Raw genomic sequence first — 16,401 nt, forward strand, 5'->3', positions numbered from 1 at the left:
TGGTTAAATTGGGGCAATTTTTTTTGTTAAATTATCTTTTGGTAGTTGTATTTCCTGTAACGTCTGTTCCCATATAATCTTGAACAGCACGGAAACCGATGTAACTACGTGCAGAATCCGCATATTCATAGTCACGTGTACTTACTTGTAAAAAGTATGCTACATCTTTCCAAGAACCTCCACGTACTACTTTACGCTTATTTTCATCATCACTTGAATTCGGGTTCATTGAAGAAGTGTACTCGTATGACGCCGGATCATACGTTGAACCAACCCATTCCGATACATTTCCAGCCATATTATACAATCCATAATCATTTGGATCATATGAATTTGCTTCCACTGTATATAGCGCTTGATCTGCTGCATAATCTCCTCTCATTGGCTTAAAGTTTGCTAAAAAACAACCTCTATCATTTTTAGCATAAGGGCCTCCCCATGGGAATGTTCCAGATTCTAAACCACCACGAGCTGCATATTCCCACTCCGCTTCCGTAGGTAGACGGTAGCGAGACACTAGATCTTTATTTTTCTTTTTTCTAAGTGCATCGTTATGATTCTTAGTTCTCCAATCACAAAAAGCTTTTGCTTGTTTCCATGTCACACCTACCACTGGATAATCGTCATATGAAGTGTGCGTAAAATACATATCGTGCATTGGCTCATTGTAAGAATAACTAAAATCTCTTATCCACACTGTAGTATCTGGGTAAATTTTAAGCGCTTCTCTTTTTAAGAATTTTTTAGAATCCTTACTACGACTACGTGCCATAGCTTCAACATCGTACCATTTATAGTCATACACTAATTTTTCAGTTTTGAAAGTACGTACACCATTATGAGCTTCTTCTGCTCTCACATACAAACTATCCATTACCTCAGCATAATATTCGTCTGGATATTCATTTAAATCAGTGATAAGATCTACATCTTTATTAAGGGCTTTTCCTTCATAACCAGTCTCACCTAGACCTTCGTAATTATCTCTTACATATTTCTCATATACAGACAATTCCTCTTCATCCTCAGTGTTTCTGAAAGCAAATTGACCGATACCGTCCTCGTCTGATCCTGTTTGACCAACCTCATCGGCAGTAATAGCTAATTGAGTTCTTACAACTGAATCTTTTACCCACTCTGTAAACTGACGGTATTCAGAGTTTGTAATTTCAGTTTCATCCATATAAAAAGAACGTACGGTAACTGTTTTTGGAGGGGCATTTAATAGACCTGCTTTATCATCATCGGATTTACCCATAATGAATGCACCACCAGGGATTAAAGTCATACCGTATGGCTTTTCAGGATGCCAAGCTTTCCCCTTCACACCAGTCAACTGACCATTACTTGATGGAGTACAACTAATCAAGGCTGCTAGGGCAGCAGCAAACATTAATAGTTTCTTCATAACTTATTTTAGGTTAAGATCTTTTAAATTCAAGGTAGTAAACCTATTTATTAATTTTTAAAAAAACAATTAAATACTTAAAAAAATATCTATTGTTCGACAAAATCACATTTCAAACTTCATTTTCGCATTATACCATCTTTCAGGCAAAATTTGATCACAAGCTTCGATATAATCTTCGTATGTGCATGGTAATAACGCATTAGAAATTAAATTATTATTCAATCTACTAGAATATGTTATTTCCATCCACCATCTTTCGGTTATTCTGCTCTTATAAAACGACACGACTTCCTCATTTACAGGGACTTGATAATGAATCACATCCATCGTCTCCACCACACCACTTTCATTCCAACGCACACTAACCCCTTCTATGAAATACCAGACCAATTGGGCTATTAGCTGATCACCAGAAGGATAGCAAATATCTGAATTATATTCGTATATTCCAAAACTTGAGACCTTATTACTTATACCGGCGTATCGACTAAGTGCACAAATCTCTCGACCAGTGAACCCATTTGGATTCACCCCATAATAAGCCGAACTCACTGAATTACAGTCGATTCCAACGATATTAGCATCTCTCATTATCGGTTCAGCCATCCTTAAATTACCCGCAACTTCCCCCAATCTATAGCCATCAAAAAACATTCGATTTAACAAATCTAACTCCTCTGGAGCCACATAATAACTCTGATATCCTAGATTTGTATAGTTAAATAAGTTATAAGGTTGATCTACTACGATCTTCCCAACATAAGATTGATTGGTTATCGGCAGATCCACATTTCCTAAATCAAAACAAGCATCTATGTTCACCAAATTCACCATACCTTGTTCTGGGTCATACGCTCGGTATTGCGCATACATAAGATCCTGACTACCACCTAACATTATCGGAATACACTTTTTAGAGTGCAACTGCTTTGTCAACTCTTTTACCGCAAAATAAGTATCACTTACAGTCTCCCCAGTTAAAATTTGACCAAAGTCATAAACTAGCACCTCCCAATTCCCTTTTGCTAAGCGATAAAATTGCTTTCGGATTTGATCAAAATTTAATTTATTCAACGCACCATTAGGGTCATTCCTATTTTCAATTACCGAAAACAACACCAATCCTCCTTCTTTTAATTCTGGCTCATTATCTAGCGTATAAAAATCCAGTTGTTTTCCAATGGCGTGCTCAGGCAATTCATTTACAAACTCCAACAAGTCTTCCGACACTGGTTTCAAAAACTCAAACATCTATTTATTAAGTCTTACAAATGTTATTTACTCGTTTTCTTTTTCGTCGCAGGCTTCTTTTTTACAGCGGTCTTTCGCTTTGCAGGCGCCTTTTTCTTTGGCGCATTCTTTTCTATAATTGCCTGTACTTTTTCTAGCGTAAGCTTTGTAGCATCAACAGTTTTAGGTAATTCAATTTTTATTTTACCCTTTATCACATTACTACGACCCCACCTTGCTTTTTCCACTCGAATACCTTCATCTTCCCAATGATGTATTACTTTATCAATTTCTTTTTGTTTCTTTTCTTCAATTAATGTTACAATATCGTCATCTGACAAATTATCAAAATCATATTTTTTATTCACATTAATGAACAATCCATTCCATTTCAAATAAGGACCAAAACGACCCGTTCCTTTTTGAACAGGCAAGCCATCGTGGTGATACACCGGAGCATCCGCCTTTTCCTTGGCATCAATAAGCACTTGAGCACGCTCCATATTAACACTCATAGGATCCTCCCCTTTTTCCAATGACACATATTTATCACCATACTTAATATACGGACCAAAACGACCATTAGAAACCACTACAGGCAATTCTTTATATATCCCTAAATCTTTTGGAAGCTGAAATAACTCCATAGCCTCTTCAAAAGTCAAATTACTCAAGGTTTGACCTGGACTTAAACTCGCAAAACGTGGTTTTTCCTCATCTTCTACCGAACCAATCTGTACCATCGGTCCAAATTTCCCTAAACGAACACTCACTGGTTTACCCGTATCTGGATCTTTCCCCAAAATTCGCTCTCCTACTTCGCGCTCCGCATTTTCTGCTACATGTTGTACCGTAGGATGAAAATCTTCATAAAAAGACTTCATCACACCAGTCCACTCTTCATTTCCAGCAGCAATTTCATCAAAATCCTCCTCTACTTTCGCGGTAAAATTATAATCCAATATATTAGAAAAATGAGCTACTAAAAAGTCATTTACCACCATACCAACATCGGTTGGCACTAACTTGCCTTTATTACTCCCTACTTTTTCCTGAAGTTGACTTTCTACAATTTCATCATTAGACAATACAATCTCTGCATACTTTCTAAAATCACCCTCATCTGCTCCCTTCTCAATATATTTTCTGTTCTGAATAGTTGAAATTGTCGGCGCATACGTAGAAGGACGTCCAATACCCAATTCCTCTAATTTCTTAACCAATGAGGCTTCGGTATACCTACTTGGCGGTCTAGAAAAACGCTCTGTCGCTTTTATAAAATTATTACCCAAAAGCTCACTCACCTTCATGGCTGGCAAAATACCATCCTGCTCTTCATCCTCATCATCATTTCCTTCTAAATACACTTTTAAAAAACCTTCAAAAGTGATCACCTCGCCATTTGCCGTAAATACTTCATTATGTTTATCAGCCTCTATGCGTACATTAGTACGCTCCAATTGTGCATCACTCATTTGAGATGCAATAGCACGTTTCCAAATCAACTCGTACAAACGCTGTTGATCACGCTCAGCATCTACCGAATGATTCGCAAAGTTAGTTGGCCTAATAGCCTCGTGAGCTTCTTGCGCCCCCTTACTTTTTCCCTTATACTGTCTTGTTTTACTGTACTCATTCCCATATGCCGACACAATTTCTGCCGTTGCTCCGTCCTGTGCTTGTTTAGATAAATTTACACTATCCGTTCTCATATAAGTAATATGTCCAGCCTCATACAAACGCTGTGCTAAATTCATTGTTTTCGAAACTGAAAAATACAGCTTTCTTGCTGCTTCCTGTTGCAATGTTGAAGTGGTAAATGGAGCTGCTGGTGATTTTTTTGCTGGCTTTTTAGTTAAATCGGCTACATTATAAACAGCACCAACATTTGTTGCCAAAAAAGCTTCCGCCTCAGCTTTACTTGAAAAGTTTTTAGGCAATTTTGCTCTAAAACTTTTGCCTTTAAGATTACTAAATTCAGCATCTATTCGGTATGACTCTTTAGTTTCAAATCCTAAAACTTGACGTTCACGCTCCACTATTAAACGCACAGAAACCGATTGCACTCGTCCTGCCGAAAGCCCTCCTTTTACCTTACGCCAAAGCACTGGAGATAATTCATATCCCACCAAACGATCCAATACACGTCTAGCCTGCTGCGCATTCACTAAATTATAATCAATTTCGCGTGGATTATCAATCGCCTTTAAAATAGCTGCTTTGGTAATCTCGTGAAAAACAATACGTTTTGTTTTGTCCTTATCCAAATCTAAGGATTCTGCTAAATGCCATGCAATAGCCTCTCCCTCGCGATCCTCATCACTAGCCAACCAAACTGTTTCTGCTTTTTTAGATAAATTTTTCAGCTTTTTAACCACATCCTTTTTATCATCCGAAACAATATATTTAGGTTTAAAATCCCCCTCAACATTCACTCCCAATTCCTTAGAAGGTAAATCTGCTATATGTCCAAAACTAGAATGAACAACATAATCCTTTCCTAAGAATTTTTCAATGGTTTTTGCTTTTGCAGGGGACTCAACTATTACTAAATTTTTTGCCATTTCATGTATTTTAACAAAAACAAAAGTAGCTCAATTTTTTTTACTTATTCAAATTTCAGCACATTGACCTATATATAGCACCCTATTTCACCTTATATACAGTTACATTAAACACCTAATATTTAAAAGGCTTACGCCAGAAATAACCTCATCCACAATTAGCATAAATTTAACTTACGTAGTATTGTAAATTCAAACTGACACAATGTCATAACTAGCAAAATATGCACTATATTTGCAATCCCAAAAACTTAATATAGTCAGAGTTAACAAATGGAAAAGACGATTGATGAAGCCAAACAAGGAGAAGCCCTAGTATTAGCTACTAACTCAAACAACAAGCGCAAATTATTTATTGAAAGCTATGGCTGTCAAATGAATTTTAGCGACAGTGAAGTAGTAGCCTCAATATTAGCAAATAATGGCTTTAACACCACAAACAAGCTCGAAGATGCCGACTTAGTTTTAGTTAACACCTGCTCTATTAGAGATAAGGCCGAACAAACTGTTCGAAAACGCCTAGAAAAATATAATGCCGTAAAACGAAACCAAAATCCCAAAATGAAAGTAGGCGTATTGGGATGTATGGCAGAACGCTTAAAGGAAAAATTTCTTGACGAAGAAAAAATAGTAGATCTTGTTGTTGGACCAGATGCTTATAAAGACTTACCCAATCTTTTAAATGAAGTTGATGAAGGTCGTGATGCTGTAAACGTTATTCTTTCTAAAGACGAAACCTATGGAGATATTTCACCAGTTCGCTTGCAAAGCAATGGTGTTTCTGCTCTTGTATCCATAACCAGAGGTTGCGACAACATGTGTACATTTTGCGTAGTTCCTTTTACCAGAGGACGTGAACGAAGTCGTGATCCACAAAGTATTATGCAAGAAGTTGCCGACTTAATTAGCAAAGGATATAAAGAGGTCACCTTACTTGGTCAAAATGTTGATAGCTACCTGTGGTATGGAGGAGGACTAAAAAAGGATTTTGAAAAAGCAAGTGAAATTGCCAAAGCTACGGCTACCAATTTTGCCAAGCTATTGGATTTAATTGCTACAAAACACCCCAAATTGCGTATTCGATTTTCCACTTCGAATCCTCAAGACATGACCATGGACGCTATTGATGTAATGGCCAAACATAAAAACATTTGCAATTATATTCATTTACCCGTTCAAAGCGGAAGTAATCGAGTTTTAAAGGCCATGAATCGTCAACATACGCGTGAGGAATATTTTGAGTTAATTGACAATATCAAAACACGTATTCCAGACTGCGCCTTTTCTCAGGATATGATTACGGGTTTCCCTACTGAAACCGAAGAAGATCACCAGGACACCTTAAGCTTAATGGAGTATGTAAAATACCATTTTGGATATATGTTTGCTTACAGTGAACGCCCTGGAACGCTTGCCGAAAGAAAATTAGAAGACGACATCTCCGAAGCAATTAAAAAACGTCGATTACAAGAAGTAATTGACAAACAGCAAGCACACGCCAAATTACGAACCGCAGAATACCTTGGAAAAACACTTGAGGTACTTGTTGAACGTACCTCTAAAAAATCTGCCGAACAATGGAGTGGTCGCTCAGAATACAATACTGTCACAGTGTTTAATAAAGAAAGTTATAAAGTTGGAGACTTTGTAAAAGTAAAAATAACAGATTGCACTAGCGGAACCTTAATTGGTGAAGCTATTGGTCTTTCTGAAAACAATTAACAAACAAAATGGAATCTGTTCAAGCCACAAAACAACGTTTTGGAATTATTGGGAATGACCCCGGACTTAATCGTGCTATTGAAAAAGCCATTCAAGTTTCGCCAACAGATATATCTGTACTTATTACTGGTGAAAGTGGTGTTGGTAAAGAGAGTATTCCAAAAATAATTCATTCGCTTTCGCATCGAAAACACGGTAAATTTATAGCAGTGAATTGTGGTGCTATACCCGAAGGAACAATTGACAGTGAACTTTTTGGACATGAAAAAGGAGCCTTTACTGGAGCTACCAGTACGCGTAGTGGTTATTTTGAGGAAGCCGATGGTGGAACTATTTTTTTAGATGAAGTTGGTGAACTACCACTCACCACTCAAGTACGTTTATTGCGTGTATTGGAGAATGGAGAATTCATTAAAGTTGGATCTTCAAAAGTGCAAAAAACCAATGTACGTATTGTTGCAGCTACTAACGTACAAATGTTTGAAGCTATAAAAAAGAACAAGTTTCGCGAAGATTTGTATTATCGTTTAAGCACTGTTGAAATCAGCCTTCCTCCGCTAAGGGAACGCAAAGGAGATATTCATTTATTGTTTCGAAAATTTGCTTCTGACTTTGCTTCAAAGTATAAAATGCCTACTATTCGACTTACCGATGAAAGTATTTTTTTATTAGAAAAATACCATTGGAACGGAAATATTCGTCAATTACGCAATGTTGCCGAGCAAATTTCGGTTTTAGAAGAAAACAGAAACATTGTTGCCAATACACTTAGAGGCTACCTTCCTAATATGGGAGGAAATTTACCCGCCATTATTGACGACAAGGAAAAGGAAAGTGATTTTAAAAATGAACGCGAAATTTTATACAAAGTACTCTTTGATATGAAAAGTGATTTGAGTGATTTAAAAAAGCTAACACTCGAATTAATGAAAAGCGGCAATGCCTCGGATGTCCAAAAAGACAACGAGCATTTAATCAATAAAATATACGGAGACTCTCCGCATGAAACTTTGCTCACTGAACCCGATTTTCCTAAACCGGCACAACTTAGCACACCTCCCGAATCAAGTAAGGAGGAATATTTGCAAATTGAAGCTACTCCTTATTCCGAACCACCTTCTGACGCAAGTCAAAAAGATGATAAATATCATTTTGCCGAAGAAATTGAAGAAGAAGAAACCTTATCATTACATGACAAAGAGCTTGAGTTAATTAAAAAATCACTCGAGCGTCATAAAAATAAACGAAAAGCTGCCGCCGAAGAACTTGGCATTAGCGAGCGCACCTTATACCGTAAAATAAAACAATTTGACTTGTAATGAATTATATTAAAACAATCCTACTGGGAATACTTATTAGCTTTTTATGCCATGGATGTGGTATATATTCATTTAGTGGAATTTCAATTAGTCCCAATGTAAAAACTTTTGAAGTACGTCAATTTTCCAACCAAGCCCCTATTGTTGAACCAGGCCTGGATCGAAGGTATACTACCGAACTACAAGATTTTATTTTAAATCAAACCAATTTAGATCTAGTTACTAGCAATGGTGATATTGTTTACGAGGGAGAAATTGTTCAATTTTATGTTGCCCCTAATACAGCTACTGCCGATCAAACTGCTGCAGAAAGTCGTATAACAATTGCTATACGATTGCGCTATATTGACACTAAAAACGAAGAAAATGATCTGGAACAAACCTTTTCTTTTTTTTACGATTACCCAAGTTCACAAGTATTAACTGGGGACACTGCCGAAACTGCTTATACTGAAATTTTTGAACGTATAACTCAAGATATGGTAAATGCCACCTTAGCCAAATGGTAAACTATGGATTCTAAAGCATTAATAAATATACTTAACACCCCACAGCAACTACAGCTATCTGATTTATCAATGCTCACCGAAGTCATTGACAAGTACCCTTATTTTCAATCGGCCAGAGCAGTACAATTAAAAGCATTAAAGGATCAAAGCAGTTATTTATACAATCAAAAATTAAAGGAAACAGCTGCTTACACTACTGATCGTGAGGTTTTATTTCATTTTATTATTTCAAAAACATTTATTACACCTTCTATTTCCACTACTGTAGAAGTAACTGCGGATTCCACCGAAATACTTCAAAAAAACGAAAAAGAAGCTACTGATAACACTTTTGAAGAAAATCAAGAAAAAGAAGATGCTATAAAAATGACCTCGGAAGAGGCCTTACAAATTACCGATCCCTTATTATTTGAAGCTAAAATTTCAAAAGACACCACAGAGGAACCCATAAACTCAAATGCCCCATTAGAGTTTGATGAAAAAGAAACACATTCTTTTACAGAATGGCTACGTTTGGCTACGTTACAGCCTATTGACAGAAAGGATATTCCTACCACTCCACCAAAAAAGAAGCTTATTGAGAGTTCACTAATTGATAAATTTATAAAAAACTCACCAAAGATAAGCCCAGTAAATAAGACCGCTCCAATAGTTAACCTTGCTAAACAAAGCAACATACCTACTGAAGATCTTATGACCGAAACATTAGCCAAAGTGTATTTGGCACAAAAAAATTACAAAAAAGCAATACAAGCATATAAAATTTTAATTTTGAAAAATCCCGAAAAAAGTGGTTTATTTGCAGACCGAATTCGAGCAATCGAAAAATTGACGGATAATAAACAATAGATTATGAGTACATTTTCAATATTCTTAGCCCTTATAGTAGTAGTAGCACTATTACTTATTTTAGTAATTATGGTACAAAACCCTAAAGGAGGAGGATTATCATCTTCTTTCGGTGGTGGCGGTGGTCAACTGGGAGGTGTACAAAAAACAACTGACTTCCTTGATAAGAGTACTTGGGCATTGGCCACACTTTTATTAGCCTTAATCTTACTTTCTAATGTTTCAATTATGGATGGTAAAGGTGCACAAGAGTCTAAAATATTAAGTGACGAAGAAGTTATTGATATTGACGAAGAAGAAATTCCAACAATAAACGAAGAACCTGCTAAGTAATTTTTAGCTAAATAATCATAGGCTTACTTTATTTGAATTAGTATACAGTACTAATCAAAATAAGCACCTATCAAAAAAATGCCGATTTGTAACTGACAAGTCGGCATTTTTTGTTTCAATTTGTCAGTGTAAATTTACATGGCACAATTTCTGAAAACAACGTTATCGTTAATACTAATTTTAATTAATTAAAACATATAAAAATGGGAGTAACTATTAAACCATTAGCTGACAGAGTGCTTGTGGAGCCTGTTGCAGCAGAAACAAAAACAGCTTCAGGACTTTATATTCCAGATACTGCAAAAGAAAAACCTCAGAAAGGAAAGGTTGTTGCCGTAGGAAGCGGTAAAAAGGATCACGAAATGACGGTTAAAGTTGGTGACACTGTTTTATATAGTAAATATGGTGGTACCGAACTTAAACTAGAAGGTAACGACTACCTAATTATGCGTGAAGATGACATTTTGGCGATAGTATAATTAGCTATTGGCTATTGGCTATTGGCCTTTAGCTTTTTATCATTTTACAATAAACAATTATTTAAATACAACCTAGCCATTAGCTAATCGCTAAAGGCTAAAAGCTAAAAAGAACATGGCAAAAGATATAAAATTTGATATAGAAGCTCGCGATGGTATTAAACGCGGTGTGGATGCATTAGCAAATGCAGTTAAAGTAACTTTAGGACCAAAAGGTCGTAATGTAATTATTAGCAAAGCCTTTGGAGGACCAACTGTAACTAAAGATGGTGTTTCTGTGGCTAAAGAAATTGAATTAGAAGACGCTCTTGAAAACATGGGAGCACAAATGGTTAAGGAAGTAGCTTCTAAAACCAATGATTTAGCAGGTGACGGAACAACTACAGCTACTGTTTTAGCACAAGCAATAGTTAAAGAAGGTTTAAAAAATGTTGCCGCTGGCGCTAATCCAATGGATTTAAAACGCGGTATTGACAAAGCTGTAGAAACAATTACAGCTGATTTAGAAAAGCAAACTAAGGAAGTTGGTAGCTCTTCAGAAAAAATAAAACAAGTAGCTTCAATTTCTGCAAATAACGACAGTGTTATTGGAGAGTTAATTGCTGAAGCTTTTGGAAAAGTAGGTAAAGAAGGTGTGATTACTGTTGAAGAAGCAAAAGGAACAGAAACTTATGTTGATGTTGTTGAAGGAATGCAATTTGACCGCGGATACCTTTCTCCTTACTTCACTACTAATAGTGAAAAAATGACTGCTGAATTAGAAAGTCCTTATATCCTTATTTACGATAAGAAAATTTCGGCAATGAAGGATTTATTACCTGTTTTAGAGCCTGTTGCTCAAAGCGGAAAGCCTTTATTAATTATCGCTGAGGATGTTGATGGTGAAGCATTAGCTACTTTAGTGGTAAACAAACTACGTGGAGCCTTAAAAATAGCTGCTGTAAAAGCACCTGGATTTGGTGACCGTAGAAAAGCTATGCTTGAAGATATTGCTATTTTAACTGGTGGTACTGTGATTTCTGAAGAAAGAGGATTCTCATTAGACAATACTACTTTAGAACAATTAGGTACTGCTGAAAAAGTTGCTATCGATAAAGACAACACTACTATTGTCAATGGTGCTGGCGAAGAGGATTTGATTAAAAACAGAGTAAATCAAATCAAATCGCAAATTGAATCTACCACTTCTGACTACGATCGTGAAAAGCTACAAGAACGTTTGGCTAAATTAGCTGGCGGTGTAGCCGTACTTTATGTGGGTGCTGCAAGTGAGGTTGAAATGAAAGAAAAGAAAGATCGTGTTGATGATGCGTTACACGCCACTAGAGCTGCCGTTGAAGAAGGTATTGTTGCCGGTGGAGGTGTTGCTTTAGTAAGAGCTAAAAATGCTCTTGATAAAATTAAAACTGAAAATGCTGACGAGGCTACAGGTGTACAAATTGTAAACCGAGCTATTGAGTCACCATTACGTACCATTGTTGAAAATGCAGGTGGTGAAGGTTCTGTGGTTATTGCAAAAGTAATCGAAGGTAAAAAAGACTTTGGTTACAACGCAAAAACAGAAGAGTATGTTGACATGCTTAAAGCCGGAATTATAGATCCTAAAAAGGTAACTCGTGTGGCTTTAGAAAATGCTGCATCTGTATCGGGAATGATTTTAACTACCGAATGTGCATTAATTGATATTAAAGAGGATGCTCCTGCTACCCCACCAATGGGTGGAGGTGGAATGCCTGGAATGATGTAATTTTTATTATTACAAAATACATAATTTAAAGCCACTCATTTTTTTGAGTGGCTTTTTTATTCATTAACATTCTAGTAATCCGAGACTTGAAAAATTAACACAAAAATTACTTTATTTTTTTGCAATATCGCATTGCCAAACTTAAAAAAGGACGTATCTTTGCACCACAATAGCGCGGGATAGAGCAGTAGGTAGCTCGTCGGGCTCATAACCCGAAGGTCACAGGTTCGAGTCCTGTTCCCGCTACTGAGTAAGACACGTTAGAAATAGCGTGTCTTTTTTTGTGACTTTTTTCTTCTAATTCATTGCTGTTATTGAAGATAAGGGCTGTCGTTTCGTTAAATTCAGCGGTTCGATACTTATTTTTCTCAAAAACTAATTTTCCTGAAAATATCGAACCAATAATTTGCCTTTTGATATTTGTTTTTGCTTTATTATAGAAATACTGGGGAGAACTTAAAAAAAATACTCCAAACTCTACATATTTATCAATGTCATTATCGATGTTAGGAGCTTCTGTTTTCTGTATTTCTAAATCTTGTATTTCATCATTATAATTTTTAATTATTCTGTTGTAAGAATCTTCATCAACCTTATCTTCTATGAACTTTTCAGTAAGTTTATCTTTTTTCGATTTAATTTTTACAAGTTCACTGTCAAGCTTTTTAAAAGTAGATTTGCGCTCTTGCTTTAAATTTTTAGTGCTTTCTAATAAAATTTCACTGAATAAATCTAAAACTTCCTTACGTGGTTGGAGAGATGATAGTTTATTGCTTAATTTATCGTTTGCCAAATATGCAGGAAAACGCTCATTGCAACCTTTTCTACTATTACAATGATAATAGTAATGATAATTTCCATTTCGACTTTTCGATCGACTTCCAGTTAAATTAGAGCCACATTTACCACAAGATAAAATACCCCCTCGTAAAGGAAGCTCTTCATCATGCTTATTGTCTTGTTTAGTACTTATTCTAATATTTGCTTTTCCGTTTTTTACTTGTTGTACCTTATAAAATGTAATCAAGCTTATTATTGCTTCATGAAGTCCCTCAACCATTTCTTGTGGAGTTCCATTATGCTCAGGAACAATAATTTTACCAGCATAAATAGGGTTCGAAAGCATATTGCTAAATTGACTTTTACTTATCTTTATTCCTAAATGATAATATTTCTTTCTTAGAGTTTCTTGACTATATAAACCAGTAGCATATTCTTGAAATATCTTATTTATAATAGGCGCCTTATCAGGATTGAGCTTAATTAGAGGTTTTTGAGGGTTAATAGGATCTCTGCCATTTAGATACCCTATTGGTCCTTTATTCACATGACGACCTTCTTTTAAAGCTCCTATAATTCCATTTTTAGTTCTTTGACTTCTAATTTTGTTTTCAACCTCTCCCATGCCTAAATAAAGGTAAAGCATGATATCTTGTTGAGGAATACTAAAATCTATGTATTCAAAAACTGAATTTATCTCGATACCTTTATTCTGAATCATTTTTATTTCTAGTAATGCTTCTGAGATATTTCTTGAAAACCTATCCCATTTATGAAATAGTATTAGGTCAACTGTATTTTTAGCAAGTAATGAGCGTAATTCATTTATTTTTGGTCTATCAAGGGTTTTTCCTGAAAAATCTTCTTCTAAAGTTTTAATAACAGATATGTCATTTTTATCACAAAACTTCTCTAAAAAATCTTTTTGTTCAAAGAGACTATAACCATTATCTTTTTGATCTGTTGTACTAACTCTTGTGTATAGTATTGCTCTTTTACCTCTCCAGTTTTTCATTATCTATTGCTTTAATGTCATTAACAATACTTGCCATTCTGTACAGCTCTTCACGAAGCTTTTTGACCTCATCATCTGTGTATTTTTTACCTCCAGCCTGTAATATCTTTTTACACTTTTCTAGCTTCAACATATCAAGCAGGTTTTAATTCTCAATTATGAATTCTGTTTCATCATTAATTTGAATCTTGATACTATCGAACTCCCATTTTTGTATTGCTGATAACAAGTTGTCATTCTTCATTAATTCAGATGAATTGTAAAGTAATCTTGTATCTTCATCTGAAAGGGTAATATGCATTTCTTGGAAGTCATTAGTTTTCAGATAAAAGAGAAGTGATACTTTTTCTACATCATAAATGATGTTTGTTATTCCAAAGTCTATATGAATATTATTATTTGGAAACTCTTCTTTGATAAAATCAATAAATCTGATGTTGATGTGAGAAAATAGAAATCCCTTTTCTACATTAGAAGCATAATTTTTATATGTATAAAAGCCTACTTCATGTTCATCACTAATAATTAAGTACTTTGGTTTTTCCAATAATATGTTATGTAAAACCTGGAATTTAAACATGCTAAACTCACCAACTGTATAGTCAAATAACTGAGTACGGATGTATTTTAATCCTTCTAAAGGCACTCCAAATTTTCGTAATTCAATAGCAATCTTTATCCAAATATTTTCAAGTCTATTGAATCTTTTGTTTTTACCTTTGTCTATCCCGTCAATAATAACAACTTCTTGTTGTAGCCATCTTGTTAGAGTTCTAGAAGATATATTTGCAGTTATGCCTGTTTTAGTATTGTTTAGGCTATAGCTAGAGACATCATTACCAGCAAATTCTAAAAAAGCAATATAAGTATTACTAATCTCATCAATAATTACCTGCTTTTGTAGCTTTGGGTTTATACTTTTTAGCTTTTTTATATCTAACATGACGTAAATTTTAAACAAAAATAATAAATTTTACCAATAGGTAAAAAATAATTTTAAATAAAGACATTTGTGTCTTTATTTAAAATTATTGCTTTTAGGTAAACCTAAATGATCTTACATTTAGATTCGGTTATTTTCTAGCGATTAGTTATTTTTTACTTTTATAGATTTTTAATACAGAAATAAAAGCCAGGAAGTTTATTACATTTGTGATTATAAATACATTATTAATATAAGAAGAAAATAAAATAGAAATATAAGTTAGCGTTAGCTATTACTCTTGTATCTGAAAACCGCCAATTTTTAATGCACACAAGATAATAGGACTAATGCTCATGCCTTGGCGTGGGTTGTCTTATTTGTGTGCAGGGTGCTTGGCGGTACCTCAGATGCGGTAAGTTACAGATCCCACGCTTTTCTTTTTAATAAACTTAACCACTCTATGGGACTGAGAGTACAATACATTATTTATGAAAGTAGTGAAGTACATTTTGTCCGCAATCTTTATTTTAAGCGGTTTATCTTCTATAGTTAATAAACCTATTATAGGCTCAATACTACTTGTAGTATTAGGGATTATTTTATTTCCAAACATATCAGATATAATTAAAAAAAAGTTCAATAAATGGAATTCTAAAGGATTACGATACACGGGGTATTTTTTGCTCTTTTTCGCTGCAAGTGTTATCATTAATAGTGTAGGTGCTAAGATTGATATCGAAGCTAAAAACAGTCCATCTAACTCAATTAAAGTAAAAATTGAAGAAAAAAAGTATTTAAGAAAATTAAAAGATTCTATAAATGAAATACTTCTAAAAAGACAACTTAATATTTGCTCTATTAATGAAGATATTTCTTTATTGGAAATAGAAGCTATCAAAGTTGCTGATAAAAGATACCCTAACTTTGATTATCCTCAACATGGAGATTATTCAGAGAAAGTACGTATAAATGCTACAAATAAGTATTTAAGAAAAATGAAAATAACTGAAGGTCTTTTGGATAAAATTTTAATCTTTAATATAGAATGTGAAGAAGAAGAACGTCTATCTAGAATAGAAAAATTAGAAGAAGCAAAAGCAATAAAAAAAGTTCAAAAACAGAAAATAACTGAGTGTTATAATAACGCCTGTTATTCTGTGAACCAAAAATTAAAACAATCATTGCATAACCCTAAGTCTTTTGAAAAAGTTGATTGTAAATATTTAAGAGCTAAAGGCAATGTATTTTCTATAAGTATTACTTATAGAGGTGAAAATACTTTTGGGACCATCAGAACTGAAAAGAAAATAGCTGATATAAACATTAATACTTGTAAACTAATTAAAATTAGATAATTATCCATCTAACGCCCTAAAAACTGGCAAAACTCAAAAAAAGCACCTTTTAGGTGCTTTTTTCAATCTTAATGGGCATTATTTGTATTCCATCAAAGAATGAATGGCTATTTCGGAGTGACCATGCCAGTGATTTCGGTCAAACAGTGCCACTCATAGAGGT

Annotated in this window: 14 protein-coding genes and 1 tRNA gene; 9 read left to right on the top strand and 6 right to left on the bottom strand. The window is 34.6% G+C overall.

What is annotated here, in order from left to right:
* Positions 1 to 31: 31 nt before the first annotated feature.
* The 3 genes from porK to topA form a co-directional block, all read right to left on the bottom strand.
* Positions 32 to 1,408 carry a T9SS ring complex lipoprotein PorK/GldK gene (gene porK / locus KQA_RS0212215; protein WP_040396334.1) on the bottom strand — a complete coding sequence of 459 codons (1,377 nt, stop codon included), beginning with the start codon at positions 1,406 to 1,408 and terminating at the stop codon, positions 32 to 34.
* A 105-nt stretch (positions 1,409 to 1,513) separates the two neighbouring features.
* Complete coding sequence (locus tag KQA_RS0212220) at positions 1,514 to 2,662, bottom strand: formimidoylglutamase (RefSeq protein ID WP_010181531.1); 1,149 nt, start codon at positions 2,660 to 2,662, stop codon at positions 1,514 to 1,516.
* 23 nt (positions 2,663 to 2,685) lie between these two features.
* Positions 2,686 to 5,205, bottom strand: coding sequence for a type I DNA topoisomerase (gene topA / locus KQA_RS0212225; RefSeq protein WP_010181533.1), 2,520 nt, complete (start codon positions 5,203 to 5,205; stop codon positions 2,686 to 2,688).
* 273 nt (positions 5,206 to 5,478) lie between these two features.
* Here topA and miaB point away from each other — a divergent pair, with 273 nt between their 5' ends.
* From miaB to KQA_RS0212265, 8 genes are all read left to right on the top strand, one after another.
* Positions 5,479 to 6,927 carry a tRNA (N6-isopentenyl adenosine(37)-C2)-methylthiotransferase MiaB gene (miaB, locus tag KQA_RS0212230; RefSeq protein WP_010181535.1) on the top strand — a complete coding sequence of 483 codons (1,449 nt, stop codon included), beginning with the start codon at positions 5,479 to 5,481 and terminating at the stop codon, positions 6,925 to 6,927.
* 8 nt (positions 6,928 to 6,935) lie between these two features.
* On the top strand, positions 6,936 to 8,246 hold the full coding sequence (locus KQA_RS0212235) for a sigma-54 interaction domain-containing protein (protein ID WP_010181537.1): 1,311 nt from the start codon (positions 6,936 to 6,938) through the stop codon (positions 8,244 to 8,246).
* Positions 8,246 to 8,755 (top strand): LPS assembly lipoprotein LptE, encoded by a 510-nt coding sequence (gene lptE / locus KQA_RS0212240; RefSeq protein WP_010181539.1) that lies wholly within the window; start codon positions 8,246 to 8,248, stop codon positions 8,753 to 8,755. Before KQA_RS0212235 ends, lptE begins: the two co-directional genes overlap by 1 nt.
* Before the next feature lie 3 nt (positions 8,756 to 8,758).
* On the top strand, positions 8,759 to 9,604 hold the full coding sequence (locus KQA_RS0212245) for a hypothetical protein (protein ID WP_010181541.1): 846 nt from the start codon (positions 8,759 to 8,761) through the stop codon (positions 9,602 to 9,604).
* A 3-nt stretch (positions 9,605 to 9,607) separates the two neighbouring features.
* Positions 9,608 to 9,937 carry a preprotein translocase subunit SecG gene (gene secG, locus KQA_RS0212250; RefSeq protein WP_010181543.1) on the top strand — a complete coding sequence of 110 codons (330 nt, stop codon included), beginning with the start codon at positions 9,608 to 9,610 and terminating at the stop codon, positions 9,935 to 9,937.
* Between the two features lie 203 nt (positions 9,938 to 10,140).
* Positions 10,141 to 10,416: a co-chaperone GroES gene (locus tag KQA_RS0212255; protein WP_010181546.1), complete on the top strand. Its 276-nt coding sequence runs from the start codon at positions 10,141 to 10,143 to the stop codon at positions 10,414 to 10,416.
* Positions 10,417 to 10,531: 115 nt separating this feature from the next.
* The gene (gene groL, locus KQA_RS0212260) at positions 10,532 to 12,163 is read left to right on the top strand and encodes a chaperonin GroEL (protein ID WP_010181549.1); all 1,632 of its coding nucleotides are present in this window, start codon (positions 10,532 to 10,534) and stop codon (positions 12,161 to 12,163) included.
* 173 nt (positions 12,164 to 12,336) lie between these two features.
* Positions 12,337 to 12,409: transfer RNA gene (locus tag KQA_RS0212265), tRNA-Met, on the top strand.
* On the opposite strand, the gene KQA_RS21020 is transcribed toward KQA_RS0212265, so the two are convergent.
* Genes KQA_RS21020 through KQA_RS0212280 form a run of 3 tightly spaced genes read right to left on the bottom strand, consistent with a single transcriptional unit; the run spans position 12,369 to position 14,901 of the window.
* Entirely contained in the window at positions 12,369 to 13,958 is a 1,590-nt protein-coding gene (locus KQA_RS21020; protein ID WP_010181552.1) for a recombinase family protein, read from the bottom strand. The genes KQA_RS0212265 and KQA_RS21020 overlap by 41 nt on opposite strands.
* Positions 13,939 to 14,091, bottom strand: a complete 153-nt coding sequence (locus KQA_RS20555; protein WP_198283122.1) for a hypothetical protein — start codon at positions 14,089 to 14,091, stop codon at positions 13,939 to 13,941. The genes KQA_RS21020 and KQA_RS20555 overlap by 20 nt, the downstream gene beginning before the upstream one ends.
* A gap of 12 nt (positions 14,092 to 14,103) precedes the next feature.
* Positions 14,104 to 14,901: a hypothetical protein gene (locus KQA_RS0212280; RefSeq protein WP_010181554.1), complete on the bottom strand. Its 798-nt coding sequence runs from the start codon at positions 14,899 to 14,901 to the stop codon at positions 14,104 to 14,106.
* 470 nt (positions 14,902 to 15,371) lie between these two features.
* Here KQA_RS0212280 and KQA_RS0212285 point away from each other — a divergent pair, with 470 nt between their 5' ends.
* A complete protein-coding gene (locus KQA_RS0212285; protein ID WP_010181556.1) occupies positions 15,372 to 16,238 on the top strand; it encodes a hypothetical protein in 867 nt (288 codons plus the stop codon).
* The last annotated feature ends 163 nt before the right edge of the window (positions 16,239 to 16,401 follow it).

Origin of the sequence: Aquimarina agarilytica ZC1 (assembly GCF_000255455.1) — a bacterium.
Classification (GTDB): domain Bacteria; phylum Bacteroidota; class Bacteroidia; order Flavobacteriales; family Flavobacteriaceae; genus Aquimarina; species Aquimarina agarilytica.